Below are 21139 nucleotides of genomic sequence, written 5' to 3' on the forward strand. Positions count from 1 at the left end.
ATTGATTTATTATGCATTATTACATACTTTTCTCAAACCCTCTAGTTTCTATTAGATAAAATAGAATCCTAATATTACTAAAAATCAAATAAATATTTATAAAAACCCTAAATATTTATAAGGGTAATAAAAGTGATACATTTAAGGTGCAAATTATAAAAAATATTAAAGGGGGAATAAAGCAGTATTAAAAAAACTATTATAAGCGGTGGGCATTTATACAGGTTATATGAACTTGAATTTTGTTAAAAAGATACTCATTTAAGTGTACTTTTTCTGACTTGGACTAACGTAATTTTAATAATATGAATGATGAAGGCAGATCCCAATAGGGGCATAATGAAATGAAATACCCACAGCGCTTTAGGTATTCTATTATGCAGTGAAATCTTATTATTTAAATGAATTATTTTACTGGATTCAAAGGATTGAAAAACGTATTTGAAATTTAAATACCTTTGCAGAGATAATAAAGGTATTTAATTAAAGCACCTGTTGGCTAAAGTGAGTTTTTCAACATATTACTAATTTAGGGTGAACTCTTTAATATAATGATATCGGGGCATTTGTCTATTGGGTTTTCAGAAGGATTTAAAATCGTATATCTAAAAAATATAAACATATATATTTTAAGAGAACTGAGCTTGAAAGTATAACGATAAATGTGCTGGATTTACTGACACATTGATAATCGGAAAAACAAACTATTTAAGACCGGTGCTATTAGATACTACAATACTACTGGTTACGTTAATTATTTTTCACTTGTAATAGGGGGGAATGTAGTGTTTTGAAATGTATCTGTTTTTGTTTCCCTATATGAACTATTATATCAACGGGCTCCTTACTAAAATAATGAAGAATCATCATTTATTTATTCTGATTTTTTTGAAAAAATTAATAGATTCATGCTGAACAAACATACTTTTTAGAAAGAGGAGAGATTATTGATGGATAGTCAATTACCATATCAACAGCAAAAAAGAGAAAAAGCACTTGTGATTGGAGCTGGTATTGCAGGCTTACTTACTGCACGCGTGCTTTCCAGTTATTTTGAGACAGTGATAGTTGTTGAAAAAGATGAGTTACCTCAAAAACCATCTGAACGTCCAGGTACACCTCAAGACTTTCATCCTCATCGTGTATTACCACGCGGAGAAATAATTATGAACCGCTTCTTTCCTGGATATGTTGATGATTTATTAAATTTTGGGGCCCATAATGTCAAGAATGATAAAATGATTCGATTTTCTCCGTATGGGGCACTGGAACTAGTTATAGAACGAAAAGGTGCAGCAAGCAGTCGAGCATTGTTAGAATGGACAATCCGCCAACGTGTGCAAGAAATTCCGAATGTACATTTTTATTCAAAGCAAGCGGTGAAAGGCCTTTTAGCTTCGTCTGATCACAAGCGTGTTATTGGAATTCATATTCAAGAACGAGACGAATTAAAAACAAAGCGAACTGTGTTAACCGATTTGGTAGTTGACACATGTGGTCGTCAATCTAAACTCAATAAATGGCTGACATCTATGGGCTATGATGTTCCAGAACCAGAACGTTTAAAGGTGAATTTTGGATATAGCACGAGATATTATAAAGTACCTTCACATATCAAAGAGAAATTGAGTGCAATTTCTGAAGGAGATCCTGCTAAAAAAGTTGGTGCTGTAGGGTTATTGTATATTGAAGATAACATAGCTCAAGCGCTACTATTTGTTGCTGGAGGTACGCACTATCCACCAACAAATTCAAAAGAATATGAAAAAGAACTGGATTCTTTAGTTACCCCTATGATGAGGGAGTTAATTAAAGAGTTAGAACCAATTAGTGTCCCAAGAGGATTTAGAGCGCAGGAGTCAACTCGTCAACATTTTGAACAAATGGAAAATTGGCCATCTGGGTTATTAGTGTTAGGTGATGCTTTTTGTAACTTTGATCCCATTTATGGACAGGGGATGACCGTAGCTGCTATTGAAGCTGAAATGTTAGATACTTGTTTAAAGGAACATTCTACTCATAAACCTGGATTCGAACGCAAGGTGCTGCAACGTATGCAACAGGCTATTGAGCCGGCATGGTGGCTGAGTTCAATTGCGGATTTACGTTGGAAAGGTGTTGAGCATGTAGGAACCGTTCCACTAAAAGGTGTGAAATTTGCACAGAAATATTTTGATTTATATCTTAAACAAGCTGCAAAGCAAGCAAATGAAGGTAATTCATCCATGCTCCAAAAATATATAATGATGAATGGGCTAGTTCATTCGCCTCATGAAATCATTAACTCAGATATGTTAAGAATGTTAATCAATGGAGATGAGTCTTCAGAAGAGAATGAACTTTTGAACGAACTTGGAGAAGTAGATAAGAAACCAATGCAAGAAAGAATACATGAACTAATCCCTTCCTTTACATTAGCTTTTGAGAATAGCGTTCCAAATCTGTTCTCATCCATTTCAATTTCTAATGTCAAATGAGGAAAAGAAACATTGCTCTAATTAGGGCAATGTTTCTTTTATTAGATAAGCAGTATTTAATCAACTACTTTTTCAATTGTTGGCATTATAGCGATTGGTGGTAAAGAGTAAGTCCAAGCAGCAGCGTATACGTTTAATTTTTCACCTAATTTGTAGTTTTCACCATTGGATACAGGTACTCTTAAAATTTTATTTTGGGAAACTAGCTCCCACCAATTATTCTGATAATAAAGTGCTTCTTCTTTCGTAAAAGTATCAGCAACAATTAAGTAATTATCGTCTGCTGAAATAACATAGCCCGTGAAAGGTATTTGTATTCGTACCTGTTCCTCCTTAATTGGAGAAGTGTTATTGGCTGTATCCGCAGAAGCAGGTGTTAAGCCAAAAGTAAATCCGCACCCTAATGTTAATGTTGTAACTACTGTTAATAATTTTTGTTTTTTTGAAAACATAATAGAAAGCCTCCTTAAATTTTATTACCACACCAACACCTTTCTATTCATTTAGATATAAAGCCTTTCTGCATTCAAATATTTAACAATTTTGTCATAAATAAAACAAAATTGTATGTGATATGTATTTTTTAGAGTGATTTATGATATAATTCACTAGGTAAAGTATTTTCGTGGTTCATCTCTATATAGTTTTTTACCCTACTTACTCTGTAAAATATTATTGGTGAAGAGAGAATGTTTTCTCTCTTCTTTTTTTATTTGACATTAATAATATCGTTAATAAAGAATGTTTAATATTTTTTAGGCTATTTTGTTGTTGGTAATTAGTTTTGGTACGTATAATAAAATATGGTTTGATTAAGAGATTTAGTCTTGACGTACAGAATTTGCAAAATGTTGGTGTTCCGTCTTTATTTACATCAAATGTTAAATGTATTCTAATTTTAAATGAATTCAACATAATATTTTGTATCTATAATCCCAAAGGAAACTTTACATGGAAATGAAATTTTTCCTGCAGAAGCAGCCTGCATACAAGAAATTACCCAAGATTCCAATTCTAAAGGCAAGCGGTATACTTGAATATTACCATCACTGTTTTTTACAGTTACAATCGGTGTATTTACTCTGGTTGTAGCAAAATCGTCCGTTGTTATCATTCTTACTGCATTATTAGTGTGAAAACCAGTGTTTATAACTTCATAAATCTGTCCATCTTTCTCTTTAATAACCATAGGTATATTTAAATAGGGATAGTTTTTAATATCATTATGAATAATTGCTCCTACTGCATTCTTTCTTATTTGAACCTCTTGCATTCTTTTATGCTCCTTTATAATGATTTAAACATGTTTACGTAAATTTATTTTATTTTACATCTATATCTAAAGCTATTTTGCTCATTAAAGGGTTAGGGTCAATTCCTATTGTGCATTCGATCTGTGTTTTTGCATATATTTCACGTTTAAATTTCAACGCAAATTCATAGGGATCGTTAGTAAATAAATGAATGCTATCCGTAATATCCATGAAGAACTCGTCGATGGAATATTGGTGAAAATCTTCAATAGGAACGTACTGCAAAGCTAACTTTGTTATGTAATTAGAGCATTTAATGTATGTTCCCATAATCGGATTTATAACAAGAATGTCTTTTCTTCGAGGAATCTCGTATAATCTGGCCATCTTCTTTACTCCCAATTCTTTTAATGGGGGAGTGGCAGCTAATACGAAAGAACCGTTTCTATTTACATCACCGACTACTGCCAATTGTGTATACATAGAATCTAACCCCATTTTGATGCAACTTATAGAAGCGTAAAAGCTACGTAAATCAACACATAAGATGATTCTATTCGGTAAGATAGAATAGTCATACACTGTTATTCCTTCCTAAACAAAAGAACGTTTGTTCCTGTTATATACGAGCTTGTGTTCTTTTATAAAGAGGTTTTGTTTTAAAATAATTTTTTCAGATATTCTTCTTGTGGGAGCAGCAGTTCTAACAACAATCAGTAATAGGGGGCGTGACATATGTCCATCAAGCTAAAATTTTAACATACCCACAAAAAGAAAATTTTTATCTCTCTACACCAATTTATGACAAATCATTTTTTTCATTTTTAGGATAATGAATTTCTTAACTTGATGGCAATGACCTAACATTAAAGTGTATGGATGATTTCTATTAATTAATATATTAAATTTAATAAATGTAAAATTAAAGCATAGGTGTATGATAAACGTATGTAATATCCTTCATTATGTCCATAAATGTGCCCTGGATTTATTAGTATTTTTTTGCTAAAACCATACTAAATAAAGGCCGCAATAAAATTAAAGGTAAAATGAACAGAATATTCGAAATTATATATATCAACTTATTTAAAGGTTAATCTAATGTAATACCATGATACCATGGTTTTACATTAGATATAGATAATTTTGGAAAAGGGGAAGATTCTATGAGTGTTCAACTAGAAAATGAACAAATAACAAAATTATTAAACGACTGGTATCAATCCATGTTAAAACAACAATTAGTTAAAGCAAAACAATTAAAAGAGTATATAGAAAATGAAATTAACAATGTCAAGGAAAATCAAAACGTACTCTTATATTATTCTTTATTAGATTTTAGATACAAAGCATTAACAGATTGGATAAGTATTAACGAAAGCAGTTTTGATGAAATGGATAATTTCACAACTCCAGCAGATGATTTCCTAGCTTATTATTATCACTTCTTTAAAGCATTCCATTCTACTTTAACATCCAATTACACTGAAGCAAGTGAACACTATGAAAAAGCTAAAGAACTATTAATACACATCCCTGATCCAATAGAACATGCTGAATTTAATTATCGAATGGGGTATTTTTATTATCAAATCTATAAACAAGTAATAGCTCTTGATTATATAAAATTAGCTAAAGAAGAGTTTTTAAAACATGAAGGTTATGAAATAAATGTAGCACTATGTGACAATTTTATAGGTCTGTGTTGTATTGATTTAAAACATTTCGAATTAGCTGAGGAGTCATTTAATAAGGCACTAGACACATTCCAAAAAAATAACCATAAAAATTCTATCCTTATGGTAAGACATAATTTAGCTTGGTTATATTCAAAACAAAATTTATCTAAACTCGCGATTCGTCATGTATCTGAAGTAACAAAGAACAATCCAAACCATTTCAAAGCATTTTTCGTAGAAGCATATGAATACTATAAGATAAATGACCATAATTACAGCGATCAACTAATTCAAAAAGGATTAAAACTTAGTAACGATTTTAACAATCAAGAATTCCAACATCGTTTTAAAATTTTAAGAGCCCTCAACAACAATGTCCCTACATTAACTTTAGAAATATTTATTTCAGAAGGTATTACTTATTTCAAACAAGAAAAACTATGGGAATGCGTAAAAGAATATGCTGATATCTTAGCTCTAAAGTTTTATGAAGAAAATAACCATAACAAAGCAAGTCAATATTTTTACATGAGCAATACAGCTCAAAAAAATGAATTAGAAAAAGGAGCGTTAAAATAATGAAAAAAATCTATCTAACTATACTTGGAATATCTTTAATTAGTATCCTATCGTTAGGGCTAAACGACTCTTTTAAAAATCAAGCTGTAAATATAGGAGACGGTGGAGGTGCACCAGCAAGACCAGATTATTTATTACAAACACACGCTGACTTATAAGAAAAAAACACCTTCATTCTTGAAGGTGTTTTTTTATAATCTGATTTTTGAATAAATGAAAAATGGAATATATCAAAGCTCTCTAAGTTAACAACATATTACAATCATTATAAAAATATTAAAAATTTTAATTTTTTGTTCTATTATGGAAATGGTGAAAATGTAGGGGCTTTAGACCTAAATTCAAAAGATGGAAAACTTAATCAGATGAAATTATTCACTGATGGAAAAAGTGAATCAATCTTAAAAGAAAACAATGCAAAAGCAGGTTACTGGGAAGATGTTCAACGTTGTATTAAAAACAACTGGAAAACTATGCCTCAATGGGCTAAATGGGCTTGCGAAGGTGCATGTGGTGGTTGTCTTGGATGTCTAGCTGGTTACGCAATTGGTTGCGCTGCTAGTCAAATATAAAAAGAAGGGTGTGATTCCTCAAATGGAAATGTCTAAAGGAATACTGTTTTATAGACTAACATTGATTATTGCTTGTTTGGCAGTAGTTGCCTTCACATATCCATCTGAATTCTCTAAATTCGCATTAATCGCAGGTATTGTTGGTATTTTTATCATTTTAGCCAAGAAGACTCCTTCCTCAAGGAGCGTGAAGGGTCACAGTTCAGTGAGTAGGTGGGAGATGAATTGGGTTCGAACAAGGGATGGCAGGAAGCCATCTTAATTGTTCGACATATAGAAAGTGTTACTCCACTACCTATCGAATGTACGTTTGGTGTATAATAGTCATATACCGAAATGGAGGTGAATCAAATAATGATGAATAAAGCCTATAAGTTTCGTATCTATCCAAATCAGGCACAAGCAATTCTAATCAACAAAACGATTGGATGTTCTCGCTTTGTATTCAATCATTTCCTATCCTTATGGGATCAAGCATACAAAGAGACAGGAAAAGGCTTGACCTATGGTACATGCTCTGCCAAACTACCTGCCATGAAGAAAGAGCTTGTTTGGCTAAAAGAAGTGGATAGTATTGCGATTCAGTCGTCTGTTCGCAACCTTGCGGATGCTTATACACGCTTTTTCAAAAAACAAAACAGCGCACCGCGCTTTAAATCTAAGAAGAACAACGTACAATCTTATACCACAAAACAAACAAATGAAAACATTGCCATTATAGGGAACAAAATAAAGTTACCGAAACTAGGCCTTGTTCGATTTGCCAAAAGTCGTGAAGTAGAGGGACGTATTGTAAATGCTACAGTTAGACGGAACCCTGCTGGTAGATATTTTGTGTCACTATTAGTTGAAACAGAAGTACAAGAACTTCCGAAAACACATTCTTACATTGGAATAGATGTAGGACTAAAAGATTTCGCTATTTTGTCAAATGGAACACACTATAAAAATCCTAAGTTTTTCCGATCATTAGAAGATAAGTTGGCGAAAGCACAGCGTGTTCTTTCTAGAAGAATGAAAGGATCTTCTCGCTGGAATAAACAACGAGTAAAGGTAGCTAGAATTCATGAATACATATCAAATGCTAGAAAAGATTACTTGGACAAAATCTCAACTGAAATCATCAAAAACCACGATGTTATCGGTATAGAGGATTTGCAAGTATCGAATATGCTAAAAAATCATAAGTTAGCAAAAGCAATTAGTGAGGTATCTTGGTTGCAATTTCGATCAATGTTAGAATACAAAGCAAAATGGTATGGCAAACAAGTCATTGTCGTATCGAAAACATTTGCTTCCAGCCAATTATGTTCCTGTTGTGGATATCAAAATAAAGACGTTAAAAATCTAAACCTACGTGAATGGAACTGTCCTTCTTGTCGTACATACCATGATAGGGATATTAACGCAAGTATCAATCTAAAGAATGAAGCGATAAGGCTTCTAACCGCAAGGACTGCGGGGTTAGCCTAATCAATTAGAGTTCGATAGAACTCTTTACTTAGGAATCCCTCACTTCTAAACGAAGTGAAAGTGGGGGTAGTTCAATACACTAGATAAAATAATAGCAAAAGATAACAAAAAAAGAGTTTATCTCCTCGTATCATTACTCTTTATAATCGGATTTGCTATAACCTTCTACTACACATTCTTATAAAAATACTTTACAATAGGCGATACTTCAAAAAAAAGAATCCTGATTTTTAAAGGATTCTTTTTTTTGCCCTCCTTCTCTTTTCCCCCCTTAACAAACCAGATTAGCTAGCCAAAACAGGATATGCGAAGGGTAGGGGGCAAAGCTGGGGTGTGGAAAGCCTTTTGACTATGTGTAATTATTTCACTGCCTCTTTAAATTCTTTTCCAGCTTTAAAAGCAGGTGCTTTTGAAGCCGCGATTTGCATTTCTTCACCTGTTTGTGGGTTACGTCCTGTACGTGCAGATCTTTCACGTACTTCAAATGTACCAAAACCAAGAATCTGTACTTTCTCTCCAGTTGCTAACGCATTTGTTATTGTATCTAATAATGCTTGTGTTGCTGCTGCAGCATCTTTTTGTGTAAGTTCAGCTTTTTCTGCTACTACTTTTGTTAATTCAGTTTTATTCATTTTCTGCACCTCTTAATATGTAATTAGGTGACTATTATAACGTGTGTGTATTCATGACGCAATTATACTGTACTTAGAAAAGGCCATAGCAAGAGCAAGAGGACAATGTCTGTGTAAAAGGCATAAGGAGGATATTAATTATCGCTTTAAACTCTGTTCATATTTCTTTACATCTTCCAGAGTTTTAAACGTTAACACATCAAAAACTCCTTTTTCATTCCCACATACAACAACAAAACCATCTGTTGCTTCCAGAACTCTACCGACGCCACCATCTGTAAGTGAAATATTGGTGAGATGTTTTACGTTAAGTTTTTCTTCTTTTTGAATGTAAGTAGTTATGGGTGTTCCTACAGGAAATGCGTCTGTGATCTCTTTTGTTGTATATGTGCCATCATCTATTGATTGAGTTTTAGCTGTAATAGAATCAGTTTGAGTGGCACATCCTGTTGAACATATTAAAAGAATGCCAGTAATCATACTTACACATGCTGTTTTTACCATTCACAAAATCCTCCTATAACGGTTCGTATTGTCAACCCATTTAGGGTAACAAATTATATATACGAAGTTTGTTGGATTATATGAGTCGTAATTGAACAAAGATACAGGTATTTTGGCAGAATGTGTTTCAAACAAAAGAAAAGACACCCTAAGGTGCCTTTCTGCGACTTGAACCAACGTAATATGGTATTGGATGCCAATCCAATTATTATTTTACCACATTAAGTAATTTTGGTTGTTGAGAAATATAATTCAAATCTATATGTTGTTTATTTTTGCTTCGTTAGCTTTTTTGTAATGGATTCTTCAACCTGTTCAGATTTACTTTTAATTTCATCGGTAATTGCTATCTTGCTACCCTGGTGCACATAATACAGGTATTTGTTGCACCAGAACCAAAAAAGTAATTAAATGTAAAAAAGTTAAAAATCGAAACATATGTTATTATTATATTGAGAATTATAAATTAAAGGTGGCATCTGGAAGGGAATAGTTATAAATGAAAAAAATAAAGGGGAAGTTATCTTTTAGTATTGATATTATAGGTTGTATCCTTTGCATTATAATGTTTATTATAAGTCTTGTTAATTTTAGAACATGGGTACACCCATTTTTATTCCTTATCTTCGGACTAATTTTCTTCATTAATATAGTAAATACCCGTAAGAGAAAAGGGTGTAATTCAAATTAAAATAAAAATGTATCCGTATAACCAAAAAACGCTATTCTTTTTGTAGAAATATACAGAGAGGATGGCATTTTTTATAAATTTTTTGTTTCAAGATGAATTCCAATGATTTGCTAAGGGATTATATCAATATTTTCCTCCTTCACTTTTAGAATAGCTGGCTAGAGGGGGAGATTTTGTTTAAAGAAAGGGAGTTTTTGAGATGTTACCTGATTATATAAAGATAGCTCATGAGATAGCCAAAAAAGCCCATGCTGGACAAGTAGATAAAGCAGGTATGGATTATATCAAACACCCTGAGGCGGTTGCTAGCTTTGTAAATACGAACGAAGAGAAGGCTACTGCTTATTTGCATGATGTTCTGGAAGATACTGAGATAACAGCTACTGATTTATTAAATGCTGGTATACCTCATAATGTAGTTGAGGCAGTGCAGCTACTGACAAAAGAGAAATACACGCCTTATTTTGAGTATCTGAGCAGAGTAAAAGAAAATTCTCTTGCCCGCACAGTTAAACTTGCAGACTTAAAACATAATTCTGATCGCTCAAGACTAGCTAGAATAACAGATAAAGACCTAAAAAGATTGGAGAAGTACCGCAAAGCGATTCAGTTTTTAAGGGAATAAAAGAAACAGCAACTTCTTTAGTTGTAATTTCCTAGAATACTAGTCGTTTGAAGAGACAACTTCTTGCAAATATTCAATGTTCCCCATATGGTATTTTTAACAAAATGTAAAAAATAGCGAACAATATGTTAAAGATTATATTCAAAATGTTAAAAATAGGATAAAATATTTATGGGAGGTGGAGATAGTTGTTAAACAACCGGATAGTTGTTTGTCGTGCCGAAAAAGGTTGGACACAGCAAGATTTAGGAGAGAGAGTAGGTGCTAGTCGACAGACTATCGCTTCTATGGAAAGGAATAAATATAATCCCTCTTTAATTCTTGCATTTAAAATAGCTCAAGCTTTTGGAAAACCATTAGAGGAAGTTTTTGAATTTAAGGAGGAATAAACAAATGGAATCTATAAAGTATGCTGTAATTATTATTATAGTTTTATCATGCTTAAGTGAATTATATATGTTTAAATTTCAAAAAAGCCAAGAAGCAAGAGATGAGAGAGGTTTAGAAATTCAGTATAAAACTACTAATTTTTTATATAATACTCTTTATCTGGGAATAGTTATATTATTTCTCCTTAACATACTTCAATATATTACAGCAGAACAATTTGTGAATATCCTCTTATATTTCTTTATTTCTTTAGGGATAATAAAAGTTGCTTATTCATATTGGAGAAGGAGCTATTAAATATAAAAAGAAATACTAAAAATAAGGTTCATATTTTTAATATACTTGTTCCTGAATTAATAATAGATTAATCTCTGTGGAGTTATTAGTACTTAATATTAAGAGGAATTAGCCGCAGCTTACTAATATAATTATAGATACGCCTATGTACTTAAAGAATAAATACAGAGTTTTTATAGGCATGGAAAAATTGCAGTTTCAATTGAAACTGCAATTTTTAATTCATCCTTGCCATTATAGGGGAGGGGATTTGAAGTGTGCTAAGATAAAGTCATTTTAGTAAACTCGCTTCATTTTCAAATAAGTTTGAATGAAGGGGATAATTTGCTAAATTCACTATGTTGTTCATTTCCTTCTTGGTTCATAATTGCTTGATAAGATGAAAATCCTTTATACGTTTTTCTTTTCCATTGCCATAAGCCATTACTTTGATCGAATTCACCATAGTAATGATTGTAATCCAGTTTGTTCCCAGTGTTTTTATTAAAACTATTGCTAATAAAAATACGGCTATTACTTGCATAGATTTGGTTATTGGTAATTACATTGTTCCGAGTATCGTAATTTATTTCGATTTGGCCACTATCTTGATCTTTTGTATCATTTTTATAAATTACATTGTTCGTAATCGTGTTATTTTCAGCATATCCTTGCTTACTGTCATATCCACCAATTGCAATACCACTCATGATATTATTGGATATCGTATTGTCTCTAACGGTAATTTGGCTTGCGCTTTTTCCTGCATGTTCGCTTGCCACCTCAATACCAAGGTCGTTTTCATAGCTTTGATTTTGCTCAATGATAATTTCCTTTCCGCCATCCACGTAAATACCATCAGCTGAATATTCATTATAACTAGTATTATTGATGGATGAATTGTGATGGACAATGTTATTACGAACAACTCCATTCCGTGCTTGATCTAAAGCAGCTACTGAAGATACACCTTCATGTCCAATCAGAACAATTCCGATGTTGTTGTTATCATGCACTTTGTTATTGGTAACTTCAAAAGAATCTACATTTCCATTCACAGCAATTGCTTCACTCAATCCTAATTTCAAATTTGCTACTTCGTTATTATCAATGACAATATGATTTAAATTATTTTGTGCACTAGATGAAGTACCGTATACAGCAATACCGTGTGCATTTCCATCCTTAACATTTGCTTCAATGTGGTGAATATAATTATTTCTAATATCAATGTAACTTCCTGTTCCAGAGATATAAATACCAATAGGGGTTTCGTTAACTTTCGTTGACTTTAAGTTACGAAATTCTAATCCTTTTACTTGAATATAGTTTTTGTCTTCTATTGTAAATAACCCATCATCTTCTAACTTGACATTAGAACCATCAAGAATGACTTTTTCATCTTGGTAATTTTGAAAAGTAATGGGTGCGCCTGAGGCACCAGAATGAGCGACACGAACTTTTTGTTTATAAACTCCGCCTCTTATGTAGATTGTACTTCCTTCTTTCGCGACATTAGCAGCTTTTTGAATGGTAGCGAAAGGTTGATCTAATGTGCCGAGATTGAGGTCATTTCCTGTTGGAGATACATAGTAATTTGTAACAGGGTTTGCATTGCTATTGGATTGTGCAAAGGTAGAGGCAGGGAGTGTGAAAATTAACATACTGAAAGAAAGGATAAAGATAAAAAGCGATTTTTTTAATGAGAGAAATATTGTTTGATATTTCATCATGATCCTCCTTCTTTATTAAGCATTCCTTCTCAACTATATAATTCAAACTGACGATTTATATCTTGTACTAATAAAAAAAGACCCAGTAATGTATTCTGGATTAAGAAACACCAACTCCTATGGTCTACGTATTCTATCTGAAACTAAATTTTTAATAATTCATGGTTTTTCGTATAAAATCAAATCATATATATGTGTACTTGAAGAAATACGGATATTAAAATCGGTAGACGAGGGAATGAGGGATACTGATACTAATTTTAAAGGGAGTTATTCAAAATATATTTTCTATTCAATTAAATCTTCCCTGTGTATCTTGTTAACTGTTGTACTAATTGAATTGGTAAGATTAACAGATAATTATTTAAAGTGGGGATAGTTCAATAGATCTGAAATTAACATTGTTTAATATAAGTATTAGAAAAAAGTTTATCAAGTTTTAATATTCGAAAAATTATTTATATAAACAAGTGTGTTGTGGTAACATTTAACAAAAGGGGGTAGCGTATATGAATGTTGAAATTATTTCTAAAGAAGAAATCACAAAATTATTAAACGACTGGTATCAAGCTATAATTTCACTACGTGTATTACAGTCTAATAAAATAAAAGAAGAGATTGCAGATAAAATCAATAATATTAAGGAAGACCAAACAATATTAGTCTACTATGCTTTATTGAATGCACGGTATAATCTGCTAATTCGTGATATGGATAGTTCAAAAGATATTTTGGATAAAATTGAGCCATTACAAGAGTCTACAGAAACATTTTTAGAGTACTATCATCATTTATTTAAAGCAATTTATGCTACTAATACAGCAAACCATAGTGAAGCAAGAATGCAATTTGAAAAAGCTGAAACGTTTTTAGAGTACATGCATGATGAAATTGAAAAAGCTGAATTTAATTATTGGCTTGCAGTCCATTACTATCACGTATTAAAACCGATCCTAGCAGTTCAATTTGCTACGAAGGCAAATGAAGTATTTTCAATTAGTCCAGGGTATGAATTAAAAACTGCTGCTTGTTTGAATACTTTAGGGATGGCACACACTCGCTTAAGTGAATTCGAAAGTGCAGAGGAATATTTACTTTCAGCATTGGATACTTTCCAAAAATCTCATGACGAAAGTCTTACTAAACGTGTGAAGCACAATTTAGGACTTTTATATGCAAGTCAAAACATGTCAGAGTTAGCAATTAAGCATTTAGAGGAATCACTAGAAAACAACGCTAAAACGATGTTTCTTTTAGCAAGAGAACATTTTAAGTTAGGTCATAATCATAATGCTAATGAATATATTGAGAATGGCTATAAGATTAGTGACTTATGTTATCGTCATCATTTTCAAATTTTAAAAGCAGTACATAACTATGCACCACAAGAAGAATTAGAAAAGTTGGTCATGGAAGGTATTTCGTATTTTGAAAAAGAAGAATTATATGATTGGGTAAAAGAATATGCTTATCTTTTAGGTAATATATTCTATGGTTCAGAAAATCACGAAAAAGCCAGCAAGTATTTACACATCGCTTTAGATGCAGACAAAAAGAGTATAGAAAGAAGGGCGCTAAAATGAAAAAAGCAATCTTATTAATGATGATGTTATCCGCTGTTTTTACTTTTGGTCTTACTAATGTAAAAGACGTATCACAAAATGAAACTATTGAAGTGTTTATGGATCATGGAGAGCATATTTAATTATCTAAAAAAAGAGGGAGCTGCGAGCACCCTCTTTTTTAATTATGACCATATTAATTTAGAAATAACATAAGTAGCAGTAGGAATGAAAAATATAAGGGATAATGTTCCATAGTACCAAATACAGTCTGATTTACATTCTTAAATACCAAACCATACATTCTTCTTTACACCCAATGCTTTTAAGGGTGGAGTTGCGGCTAGAACGATTGAACCGCTTCTATTTACATCACCGACTACTGCTAATTTTGTATGCATAGGGTCTAATCCCATTTTGATGCAACTTACTGAAGCGTAAAAACTTCATAGAACTACACATAAGATGATTTTATTAGTTAGGATGGAATAGTCATACACTGTGATTGCCCCTCATAAAAGAGCGTATGTTCTTTTATGAAGGGGGATTTTAAATATATAGAAATTAACCTGGAGAATAAATTATACTTTAAGTTGAATAAGGAATATTTATTAAATAAAATAGTATAATTTATAATTTCAGGGGCAGGTAATAAGGAAGAGAAATTGGGATATCTAGTAGAGGAGGGTGTTATATGTATAACTGTAATCAATGTGGAACAGAAATGATTATGCAATTACAAGACAGATATAGAGAATTTTGCCCAAGATGTGAAGGTCTTAAACCAAGTAGCTTAGTATACTATAATTTATATGAATTGCTAGATTATATGGAAGCAAATAATTATATGAATAAAGAAAATATGCTACATAACTTTTTAAAATGGGAGTTTGAGTTAACGAATGGAAATCTGTTTAAGTTATATTTAAACTTAGATAGATATGATCAACCTGATGATGAGGACCTTATAAAACAATTAGAAGTTTATATGAAGGGAATTCGCTTAAAATTAAATATTAAATATGAGGATGACTATATCTGGATTATGGTTAATTAGAAGAGGTTCTATATGTGTTGAGTTTTATGTGAAAAAATAGTAAGGGATAGAGAGGCGATTAATAGAATGCAAGATTTACAAGAGGCAGTAATAAAATTTCGAGATGAGAGAAATTGGGGTCAGTTTCATAATGCTAAGGATTTAGCCATTTCATTAAACTTAGAAGCATCAGAATTGCTTGAAGTCTTTCAATGGAAGTCAAGTGAAGAAGCGACAGAAACAAAAATGCTAGAAATGAAGGAAGAAATAGCGGATGTAATGATTTATTTGCTTATGTTAAGTGATAAATTAAATATTGATTTAGAAGAGGCAGTTCATGCTAAATTACGCAAGAATGCAGAGAAATATCCAGTAGAAAAGGCGTTTGGAAAAAATAAAAAATATGATGAACTATAGAAATGAAAAATAAGAATTCGGTTGGATGATTATATACATAACTCAATTTCAATCGATTAGGTTTTTCATCTGATAATGGAATTTATACCATTAACACTCATTCTATTTAAGTGGTTGGATATACTGCGAAATTAAGGGATAGAAAAATAATCGATGTGATAAAAAAGAAACGTTTTTGTTATATATGTAAATTTAAAGGAAGAATGTTGGTATAGCCCTATCTTGAATTTTTATTATATATACAAAAACTTGATATTTTAAAGTTTTTAAAGATATCCACATTATAATTCAATTGGGGCATAAAAAAATAAAACCCTATTAAATCATTTTTAATGCTGATTTAATAGGGTTTTATTGATGTTTTTATATTTGGGGAACAAAAATTAACTAAATTTTATATTTGACTTTGATAGATGAACAATTTAATGTGTAGTATATAAGGGTTTCGTATAGGTGGTAATAAACTTGAAAAAAACAAGTTTAAATAATAATCAAATCAATTGTATCAAATAATTCGATATATTAGCATGTAAAGAATTAATGTGATAAATAAAAACTTGGAGGTAATATATAATGAAATTATATCAAAATGGAGAAGTAGGAAGTAAGAAGAAAGGTGTAGTTTTACAACCAACAGGTGGTATGGAAAATGTGAAGCGTACAATACTTCAGTCGGTTTACCTAGATGATTTACAAAAAGCATTAACTGAAGAGCAGTATAAGTGTTTAGAACAAGCTTTTCCCTCGAAACGCTTTCTTGCATGGGGATGTAACGATTATGGGTGGACGGATAATCAATATAAGATGATTAACAAGGGGTTTGATATATGGTTTTACACAGATTGGTGTTATTTTTTACGTGCGGAAGTTGAGTGTGGCTTTCACAATCCAAAAGTGGCAAGTTTGCTATGGAACTCTCCATCGGATGATAGTCGTAACTTTAATAATCTATATTTCTGTTCAGTTGATTCGTTAACGAAAATCAATTTGCTTACACCAGCGGTTAATGAAATCACACGAGGAGAATTGAAAAAAAATGTTTTAAGACGTTTGGAAGTTTTTATTGATGAAAAAGCGACAGCTTTATTAAAATTAATTTAAACATAATAGTGGTCAAAAGAGTAATCTTTTGGTCACCGTTACCTGTATTTTGTGAAGGAGAAATTGGAATGAAACAAGTAATGACAGGCTTACACTATTTAATGAATGTTAAAGGTCAAAAGAATAAGGATGTTGCGGAAATTCTAGGTATTTCGACTCAGGCGGTTTCGTTATGGACGAAGAAAGGTACGATTCCAAAAAAACATTTGGAAAGACTTGCAAATCATTATAAGGTATCACAGGAGTACTTAGTGAACCCATTAACAGCAGATACGATTAGTGTTATTAAGAAGGATGCAACGCCAGTGATGGAGATTACCCATAATGGACTTGCTACTTATGGAGATTTCAATGTTGTACTGCAGCCAACAAGCGATAAAGTGGCACGAACTAATTTTAAAAATACGATTCGTCAGTTACGTGATGTTGAAGAATTTGCGGAATATGTGAAGGCAGAAGAGCTTGCGGATTTACGGGCAATTTTTCCTGAGGGGAAGTGCGCTGTTTGGGGCGTGAAGTCAGGTGCAAATGATGCAACGAAAAAGCAGTATGATAAGTTAGAACTTGGTGATTTTGTGCTATTTTATCAAGATAAGCATTTTTATAACCGGGCCATCGTTGCGTATAAGTTGCATTCTCCTGGGTTAAGTGAACATTTATGGGGAGATCCAATTTTCGAGCACGTTTACATACTACAAGATATCCATCCATATAACTTGTCGGTTGTAAGATTTAATGAGGTTGTATATGGAAAATCGGAGGATTTCCCAGTGATGGGTTTCCGTGTATTAAGTCATGAACAGAGCTTGCAGGTTATTGATGCATTTGATCTTGAAGGTGAATATGTAGACTCGCATGCTGCTATTTTGGAAGCATCTAGTGAGAAGCGCTCACGTGAAGAGATTTTAAAAGCATTGTTAGCACTAGAGAATAATAAGGAACTTAACCGTGATACGAAGCGTAAGTATCGTGTTGAACAAAGTTTGCTAAGGGAATTTTTATTCAATGGTGAGAAAGCGGTGGTATGCGGTTGCTGCCAAACGAAATTATCACCAGATTTTATTGCAACGGCTCATATAAAAAAGCGTTCGCACTGTTCAAATGAGGAAAAACTAGATGTCAATGTGGTTATGCCACTTTGTTATTTAGGGTGTGATATGTTGTTTGAAAAAGGGCTCCTTGTAGTGGATTCTTCTGGTTATTTTAGGCGTACGGATATGATGGATAATGCTGTTCCTTATGAGGGACGTGTAGGTGCATTACTTGGAGAGTATGATAACAAGTCTTGTCTATATTGGAAGGAAGAAACGGCACCTTATTTTGAGTGGCATTATAATCATCATGTAATGAAGTGAGAAGGTTATGGTATTTACATTTTACTTACTCAAAAAGTAGAAAGTAAAATAAACGTTCATCAGAAATCAGATTTCAGCAATGTTGCAGGAATATAAAAGCTTTTTTACATTTAGTTGTTAATAACCCAAACAATTTTATAATGTAGTTAAAAATTGAGATTTACAATTGCCTACGTATCGAAAGTACAATAGGAATTAGAGGAACGAATCGCGTACTTAGATTACAACTTAGACAAAAAATTAATATTAGTTTAAAATTCCAATATTAATTGTAGAGATGGTCGTGGAATAATTGGATTTTCAAGCTGAATTTATTAAAAAAGCAATAGATTTTTAGGAGAGGATTTAGACGAGAAAATCATCACGGATGGACATAGTAAGCTCATTTCTGATTATGTACTGTTAATGGAAAAAGGGATAGGAACTGTAAAGAATCATAATTTTAAAATCGGTGCGGGTTATATATATTCGCGTATAAACATAGATGGTATTGAATCTTATACAAAGGTTAATAACGAGAACAATACAATTGAGGTTACAAAAATTATTAATGGCGAAGTTACTTTCCTGTATACAATTGTTGTACAAAATGGAGAGTTATTTGCCCTAGGTCGTAATGGAAAATTTACAACAGTAATCTTAGAAGATTACCTACGTGAAACATTTGGTGAAAAGCTAGGTTTATAAGGTTAGTGTTTATGTGTGTTGAAAGCATTCCTTAGGGAGTGCTTTTTAAATGTAAAGAACTGTAACGGAATATTAATATTTTTATAAATGGATTTAAAGATGTTTGTAACATTTCTTACTGTATGATTAAATATAGGAGGTGATTACATGTCTAAAATCGAGATGTTATTAAATGCACTTGCGATATTGTTAGAGCAACCTGCTATTTTTATTATGGTGGGGTTTATAATATTTGGAGCTGTAAAACTAATATTCACTAAATTAAAGTACCTATATTAATAGGTGCTTTTTATTATATAAAAATAGCATGGTGGTGTAGAGTAATTGATTACTGAAATCAGAAAAATAATATCAGATACGGAGTATTGGGATTAAAAAGAAAAGCGAAGTCTATTTGTTCCTACTGGTGAAGAACCGGGATTCGAAGTAACTGTTAATCCTGAAAGTATGGTCTTGGGCATGGACTTATCAAGTAAGCCTGATAAGACGGTAGTGGTAGAACCCTTTAATGGTATGACAGTGAAACAGTTACGTGAGTATGCTGATGAGTTAGATATTGAGATTCCAACCAATGTTAACAAGAAAGAAGACATAATTGACTTACTATCATGAAGTACTGTGACTTTAATTGCTGACGTAACAAGATAAGTAAGGGGCGTTACTGTGAAGACATAAGCGCAACAAACCAAGGAGAAGAAAGATAAGAAGAATATCTATCATCATGATAACAAACTATTCTATCGTACTGATGCATGGAAGTATGTTAGGTCAAAGGAAAGGTATACGAAAGCGAGGATGGCTGTTGTCAATGATGTGGAAGGCTCGTTTTTGGTAGGAGTGCTCATGTTCATCATGTAATACCAATTAAAGAAGATGAAACACTTAAATTAGAAGAGAATAACTTGAGATTACTTTGTCCAGTTTGTCATACAATCAAAGAAAATGAAAGCAAACCGAAAAAAAGTTTTTCCAAGTTATTTTGGATAAGCCCCCCTATCAAAAAATAAAATTTCTCCTCTGGGGAGGATAGGTAGCATAGGGGCATTTCTATCGTTAGACAACATTTTAAAAAAATAAAGGGGGGGGGAAATGTCTACTAAAAAAGAGCGTCAAAAGGTTGTTGCCGAAAAAACAGAAGTTGAAAAAATCAAATATTAAAAATCATGCGTGACGCAGATATTTACACTCTTACTTTAGATCCATTAATTGAATCCTACACGGACATTTTTGAATCTATCAAACTATGTACATTGAATGGAAAGAAATGGGGCTCCCAGCTACGCAGCGGCATAAAAATAAAGTTGATGCTACAAATAATTTATAGCATCCATTGGCTTAGCAAGTAGAAACTTGGCCTGATAAGAAAACTAAGGTAATAGATTTGTTAGGACTCACTAATAAATCTAAGCTAGGTAAGATTGGCACCGGTGGTACTTCTGTCACAAAAGATGAAGAGCTACAGAAACCAATAGCTAAAGTTAGTGAATTGGATAAATACCGTGCAAAGTGGAGAGCTAAAATTAAATATGAATATAATAATATATTTTGATATAATTAATTATCAAAATATTGGAGGTTAGATTATGTGGCATGATATTTTTTTTGACAAAACTGGTGTTTTTCAATGGGCAAGTATAGCGGCTATTGCTTCTTTACTAGCATTTATTTCATCTCTTGTTTCTCTTGCTGTTACATCAATGCAAGCGAAGAAAAACAGAAAATCTACTACACTAGTAAATTTAAGGCTACAAGAGCTAAAGGATTTAAGAGAGGAAGGAGCGGCTTTACTATCATTAATAAATGCTTTTCTAAATAAGAGAAATGTGAAATTAAATCCAAATAGTAGGATGATTTCAAAGACAGATCCTCTAATTAATAAATTGGATATGCATCTTAATAAATTATCTTCCAAATTATATCTACATACATCACAGAGTTTGAATTTAGCATCTGAAATAGCATTAAATCAATTATTAGTATTTAATTTAAAAGATATCAACGAATTAGTTGAGATAAAGATAAATATAGATGAGGCCCTTGATACATATTCAAGAACTGAATATGAAGAAATCGAAAAGAATTTATAATAAAAAGGAT

23 protein-coding genes and 3 pseudogenes are annotated in these 21139 nt (G+C 32.1%); 19 read left to right on the forward strand and 7 right to left on the reverse strand.

Annotated features, from left to right (window positions below; all coding sequences use genetic code 11):
• Positions 1 to 950 precede the first annotated feature (950 nt).
• Positions 951 to 2477 (forward strand): FAD dependent oxidoreductase, encoded by a 1527-nt coding sequence (locus MHB52_RS29775; RefSeq protein WP_061663253.1) that lies wholly within the window; start codon positions 951 to 953, stop codon positions 2475 to 2477.
• A gap of 56 nt (positions 2478 to 2533) precedes the next feature.
• On the opposite strand, the gene MHB52_RS29780 is transcribed toward MHB52_RS29775, so the two are convergent.
• The 3 genes and pseudogenes from MHB52_RS29780 to MHB52_RS29790 all read right to left on the reverse strand — a co-directional run.
• Positions 2534 to 2929, reverse strand: a complete 396-nt coding sequence (locus MHB52_RS29780) for a DUF3221 domain-containing protein (protein WP_000491768.1) — start codon at positions 2927 to 2929, stop codon at positions 2534 to 2536.
• A 446-nt stretch (positions 2930 to 3375) separates the two neighbouring features.
• Positions 3376 to 3750, reverse strand: coding sequence for a hypothetical protein (locus tag MHB52_RS29785; protein WP_001158653.1), 375 nt, complete (start codon positions 3748 to 3750; stop codon positions 3376 to 3378).
• 52 nt (positions 3751 to 3802) lie between these two features.
• Positions 3803 to 4312: pseudogene (locus MHB52_RS29790) on the reverse strand (Y-family DNA polymerase); the annotation flags it as partial.
• 584 nt (positions 4313 to 4896) lie between these two features.
• Between MHB52_RS29790 and MHB52_RS29795 the strand changes: the two are divergent.
• The 4 genes from MHB52_RS29795 (at position 4897) to tnpB (ending at position 8033) form a co-directional block, all read left to right on the forward strand.
• On the forward strand, positions 4897 to 5988 hold the full coding sequence (locus MHB52_RS29795; protein WP_061663255.1) for a response regulator aspartate phosphatase: 1092 nt from the start codon (positions 4897 to 4899) through the stop codon (positions 5986 to 5988).
• Positions 5988 to 6146, forward strand: a complete 159-nt coding sequence (locus tag MHB52_RS29800; protein WP_000725639.1) for a Phr family secreted Rap phosphatase inhibitor — start codon at positions 5988 to 5990, stop codon at positions 6144 to 6146. Before MHB52_RS29795 ends, MHB52_RS29800 begins: the two co-directional genes overlap by 1 nt.
• 207 nt (positions 6147 to 6353) lie before the next feature.
• Complete coding sequence (locus MHB52_RS29805) at positions 6354 to 6560, forward strand: hypothetical protein (protein ID WP_228161275.1); 207 nt, start codon at positions 6354 to 6356, stop codon at positions 6558 to 6560.
• A gap of 354 nt (positions 6561 to 6914) precedes the next feature.
• Positions 6915 to 8033: an IS200/IS605 family element RNA-guided endonuclease TnpB gene (gene tnpB, locus MHB52_RS29810; RefSeq protein ID WP_086414111.1), complete on the forward strand. Its 1119-nt coding sequence runs from the start codon at positions 6915 to 6917 to the stop codon at positions 8031 to 8033.
• A gap of 359 nt (positions 8034 to 8392) precedes the next feature.
• On the opposite strand, the gene MHB52_RS29815 is transcribed toward tnpB, so the two are convergent.
• Together MHB52_RS29815 and MHB52_RS29820 are read right to left on the reverse strand one after the other, a co-directional pair.
• Positions 8393 to 8665 (reverse strand): HU family DNA-binding protein, encoded by a 273-nt coding sequence (locus MHB52_RS29815; RefSeq protein WP_001043942.1) that lies wholly within the window; start codon positions 8663 to 8665, stop codon positions 8393 to 8395.
• Positions 8666 to 8803: 138 nt separating this feature from the next.
• Complete coding sequence (locus MHB52_RS29820; protein ID WP_000241080.1) at positions 8804 to 9169, reverse strand: hypothetical protein; 366 nt, start codon at positions 9167 to 9169, stop codon at positions 8804 to 8806.
• A gap of 890 nt (positions 9170 to 10059) precedes the next feature.
• On the opposite strand from MHB52_RS29820, the gene MHB52_RS29825 reads away from it, so the two are divergent.
• From MHB52_RS29825 to MHB52_RS29835, 3 genes are all read left to right on the forward strand, one after another.
• Positions 10060 to 10485 carry an HD domain-containing protein gene (locus MHB52_RS29825; protein WP_061663385.1) on the forward strand — a complete coding sequence of 142 codons (426 nt, stop codon included), beginning with the start codon at positions 10060 to 10062 and terminating at the stop codon, positions 10483 to 10485.
• A 188-nt stretch (positions 10486 to 10673) separates the two neighbouring features.
• Positions 10674 to 10874 (forward strand): helix-turn-helix transcriptional regulator, encoded by a 201-nt coding sequence (locus MHB52_RS29830; protein WP_000933886.1) that lies wholly within the window; start codon positions 10674 to 10676, stop codon positions 10872 to 10874.
• A 4-nt stretch (positions 10875 to 10878) separates the two neighbouring features.
• Positions 10879 to 11172 carry a hypothetical protein gene (locus MHB52_RS29835; RefSeq protein WP_061663387.1) on the forward strand — a complete coding sequence of 98 codons (294 nt, stop codon included), beginning with the start codon at positions 10879 to 10881 and terminating at the stop codon, positions 11170 to 11172.
• A gap of 296 nt (positions 11173 to 11468) precedes the next feature.
• Here the strand turns inward: MHB52_RS29835 and MHB52_RS29840 are convergent, their stop codons facing one another.
• Complete coding sequence (locus tag MHB52_RS29840; protein ID WP_061663389.1) at positions 11469 to 12881, reverse strand: right-handed parallel beta-helix repeat-containing protein; 1413 nt, start codon at positions 12879 to 12881, stop codon at positions 11469 to 11471.
• A gap of 512 nt (positions 12882 to 13393) precedes the next feature.
• Between MHB52_RS29840 and MHB52_RS29845 the strand changes: the two genes are divergently transcribed.
• Complete coding sequence (locus MHB52_RS29845) at positions 13394 to 14467, forward strand: Rap family tetratricopeptide repeat protein (RefSeq protein WP_340768403.1); 1074 nt, start codon at positions 13394 to 13396, stop codon at positions 14465 to 14467.
• Positions 14464 to 14589: a hypothetical protein gene (locus MHB52_RS29850; RefSeq protein WP_000709205.1), complete on the forward strand. Its 126-nt coding sequence runs from the start codon at positions 14464 to 14466 to the stop codon at positions 14587 to 14589. Before MHB52_RS29845 ends, MHB52_RS29850 begins: the two co-directional genes overlap by 4 nt.
• Before the next feature lie 162 nt (positions 14590 to 14751).
• On the opposite strand, the pseudogene MHB52_RS29855 reads toward MHB52_RS29850, so the two are convergent.
• Positions 14752 to 14946: pseudogene (locus MHB52_RS29855) on the reverse strand (DNA repair protein); the annotation flags it as partial.
• A gap of 194 nt (positions 14947 to 15140) precedes the next feature.
• On the opposite strand from MHB52_RS29855, the gene MHB52_RS29860 reads away from it, so the two are divergent.
• The 9 genes and pseudogenes from MHB52_RS29860 (at position 15141) to MHB52_RS29905 (ending at position 21129) form a co-directional block, all read left to right on the forward strand.
• Positions 15141 to 15503, forward strand: coding sequence for a hypothetical protein (locus MHB52_RS29860; protein WP_061663308.1), 363 nt, complete (start codon positions 15141 to 15143; stop codon positions 15501 to 15503).
• A 66-nt stretch (positions 15504 to 15569) separates the two neighbouring features.
• Complete coding sequence (locus tag MHB52_RS29865; RefSeq protein ID WP_061663309.1) at positions 15570 to 15899, forward strand: nucleotide pyrophosphohydrolase; 330 nt, start codon at positions 15570 to 15572, stop codon at positions 15897 to 15899.
• 573 nt (positions 15900 to 16472) lie between these two features.
• Positions 16473 to 17000, forward strand: a complete 528-nt coding sequence (locus tag MHB52_RS29870; RefSeq protein WP_061663310.1) for a hypothetical protein — start codon at positions 16473 to 16475, stop codon at positions 16998 to 17000.
• Positions 17001 to 17068: 68 nt separating this feature from the next.
• Positions 17069 to 18355 (forward strand): helix-turn-helix domain-containing protein, encoded by a 1287-nt coding sequence (locus tag MHB52_RS29875; protein ID WP_061663311.1) that lies wholly within the window; start codon positions 17069 to 17071, stop codon positions 18353 to 18355.
• Positions 18356 to 18739: 384 nt separating this feature from the next.
• Entirely contained in the window at positions 18740 to 19042 is a 303-nt protein-coding gene (locus MHB52_RS29880; protein ID WP_253703360.1) for a DUF3942 family protein, read from the forward strand.
• 147 nt (positions 19043 to 19189) lie between these two features.
• Positions 19190 to 19321 (forward strand): hypothetical protein, encoded by a 132-nt coding sequence (locus MHB52_RS29885; protein WP_277996105.1) that lies wholly within the window; start codon positions 19190 to 19192, stop codon positions 19319 to 19321.
• A 45-nt stretch (positions 19322 to 19366) separates the two neighbouring features.
• Positions 19367 to 19654 (forward strand): annotated as a pseudogene (locus MHB52_RS29890) (hypothetical protein).
• Positions 19655 to 19905: 251 nt separating this feature from the next.
• Positions 19906 to 20049, forward strand: a complete 144-nt coding sequence (locus tag MHB52_RS36900) for an HNH endonuclease (protein WP_253703363.1) — start codon at positions 19906 to 19908, stop codon at positions 20047 to 20049.
• 576 nt (positions 20050 to 20625) lie between these two features.
• Positions 20626 to 21129 carry a hypothetical protein gene (locus MHB52_RS29905; protein ID WP_340768411.1) on the forward strand — a complete coding sequence of 168 codons (504 nt, stop codon included), beginning with the start codon at positions 20626 to 20628 and terminating at the stop codon, positions 21127 to 21129.
• The last annotated feature ends 10 nt before the right edge of the window (positions 21130 to 21139 follow it).

This window comes from Bacillus sp. FSL K6-0073 (assembly GCF_038006085.1).
GTDB lineage: Bacteria > Bacillota > Bacilli > Bacillales > Bacillaceae_G > Bacillus_A > Bacillus_A cereus.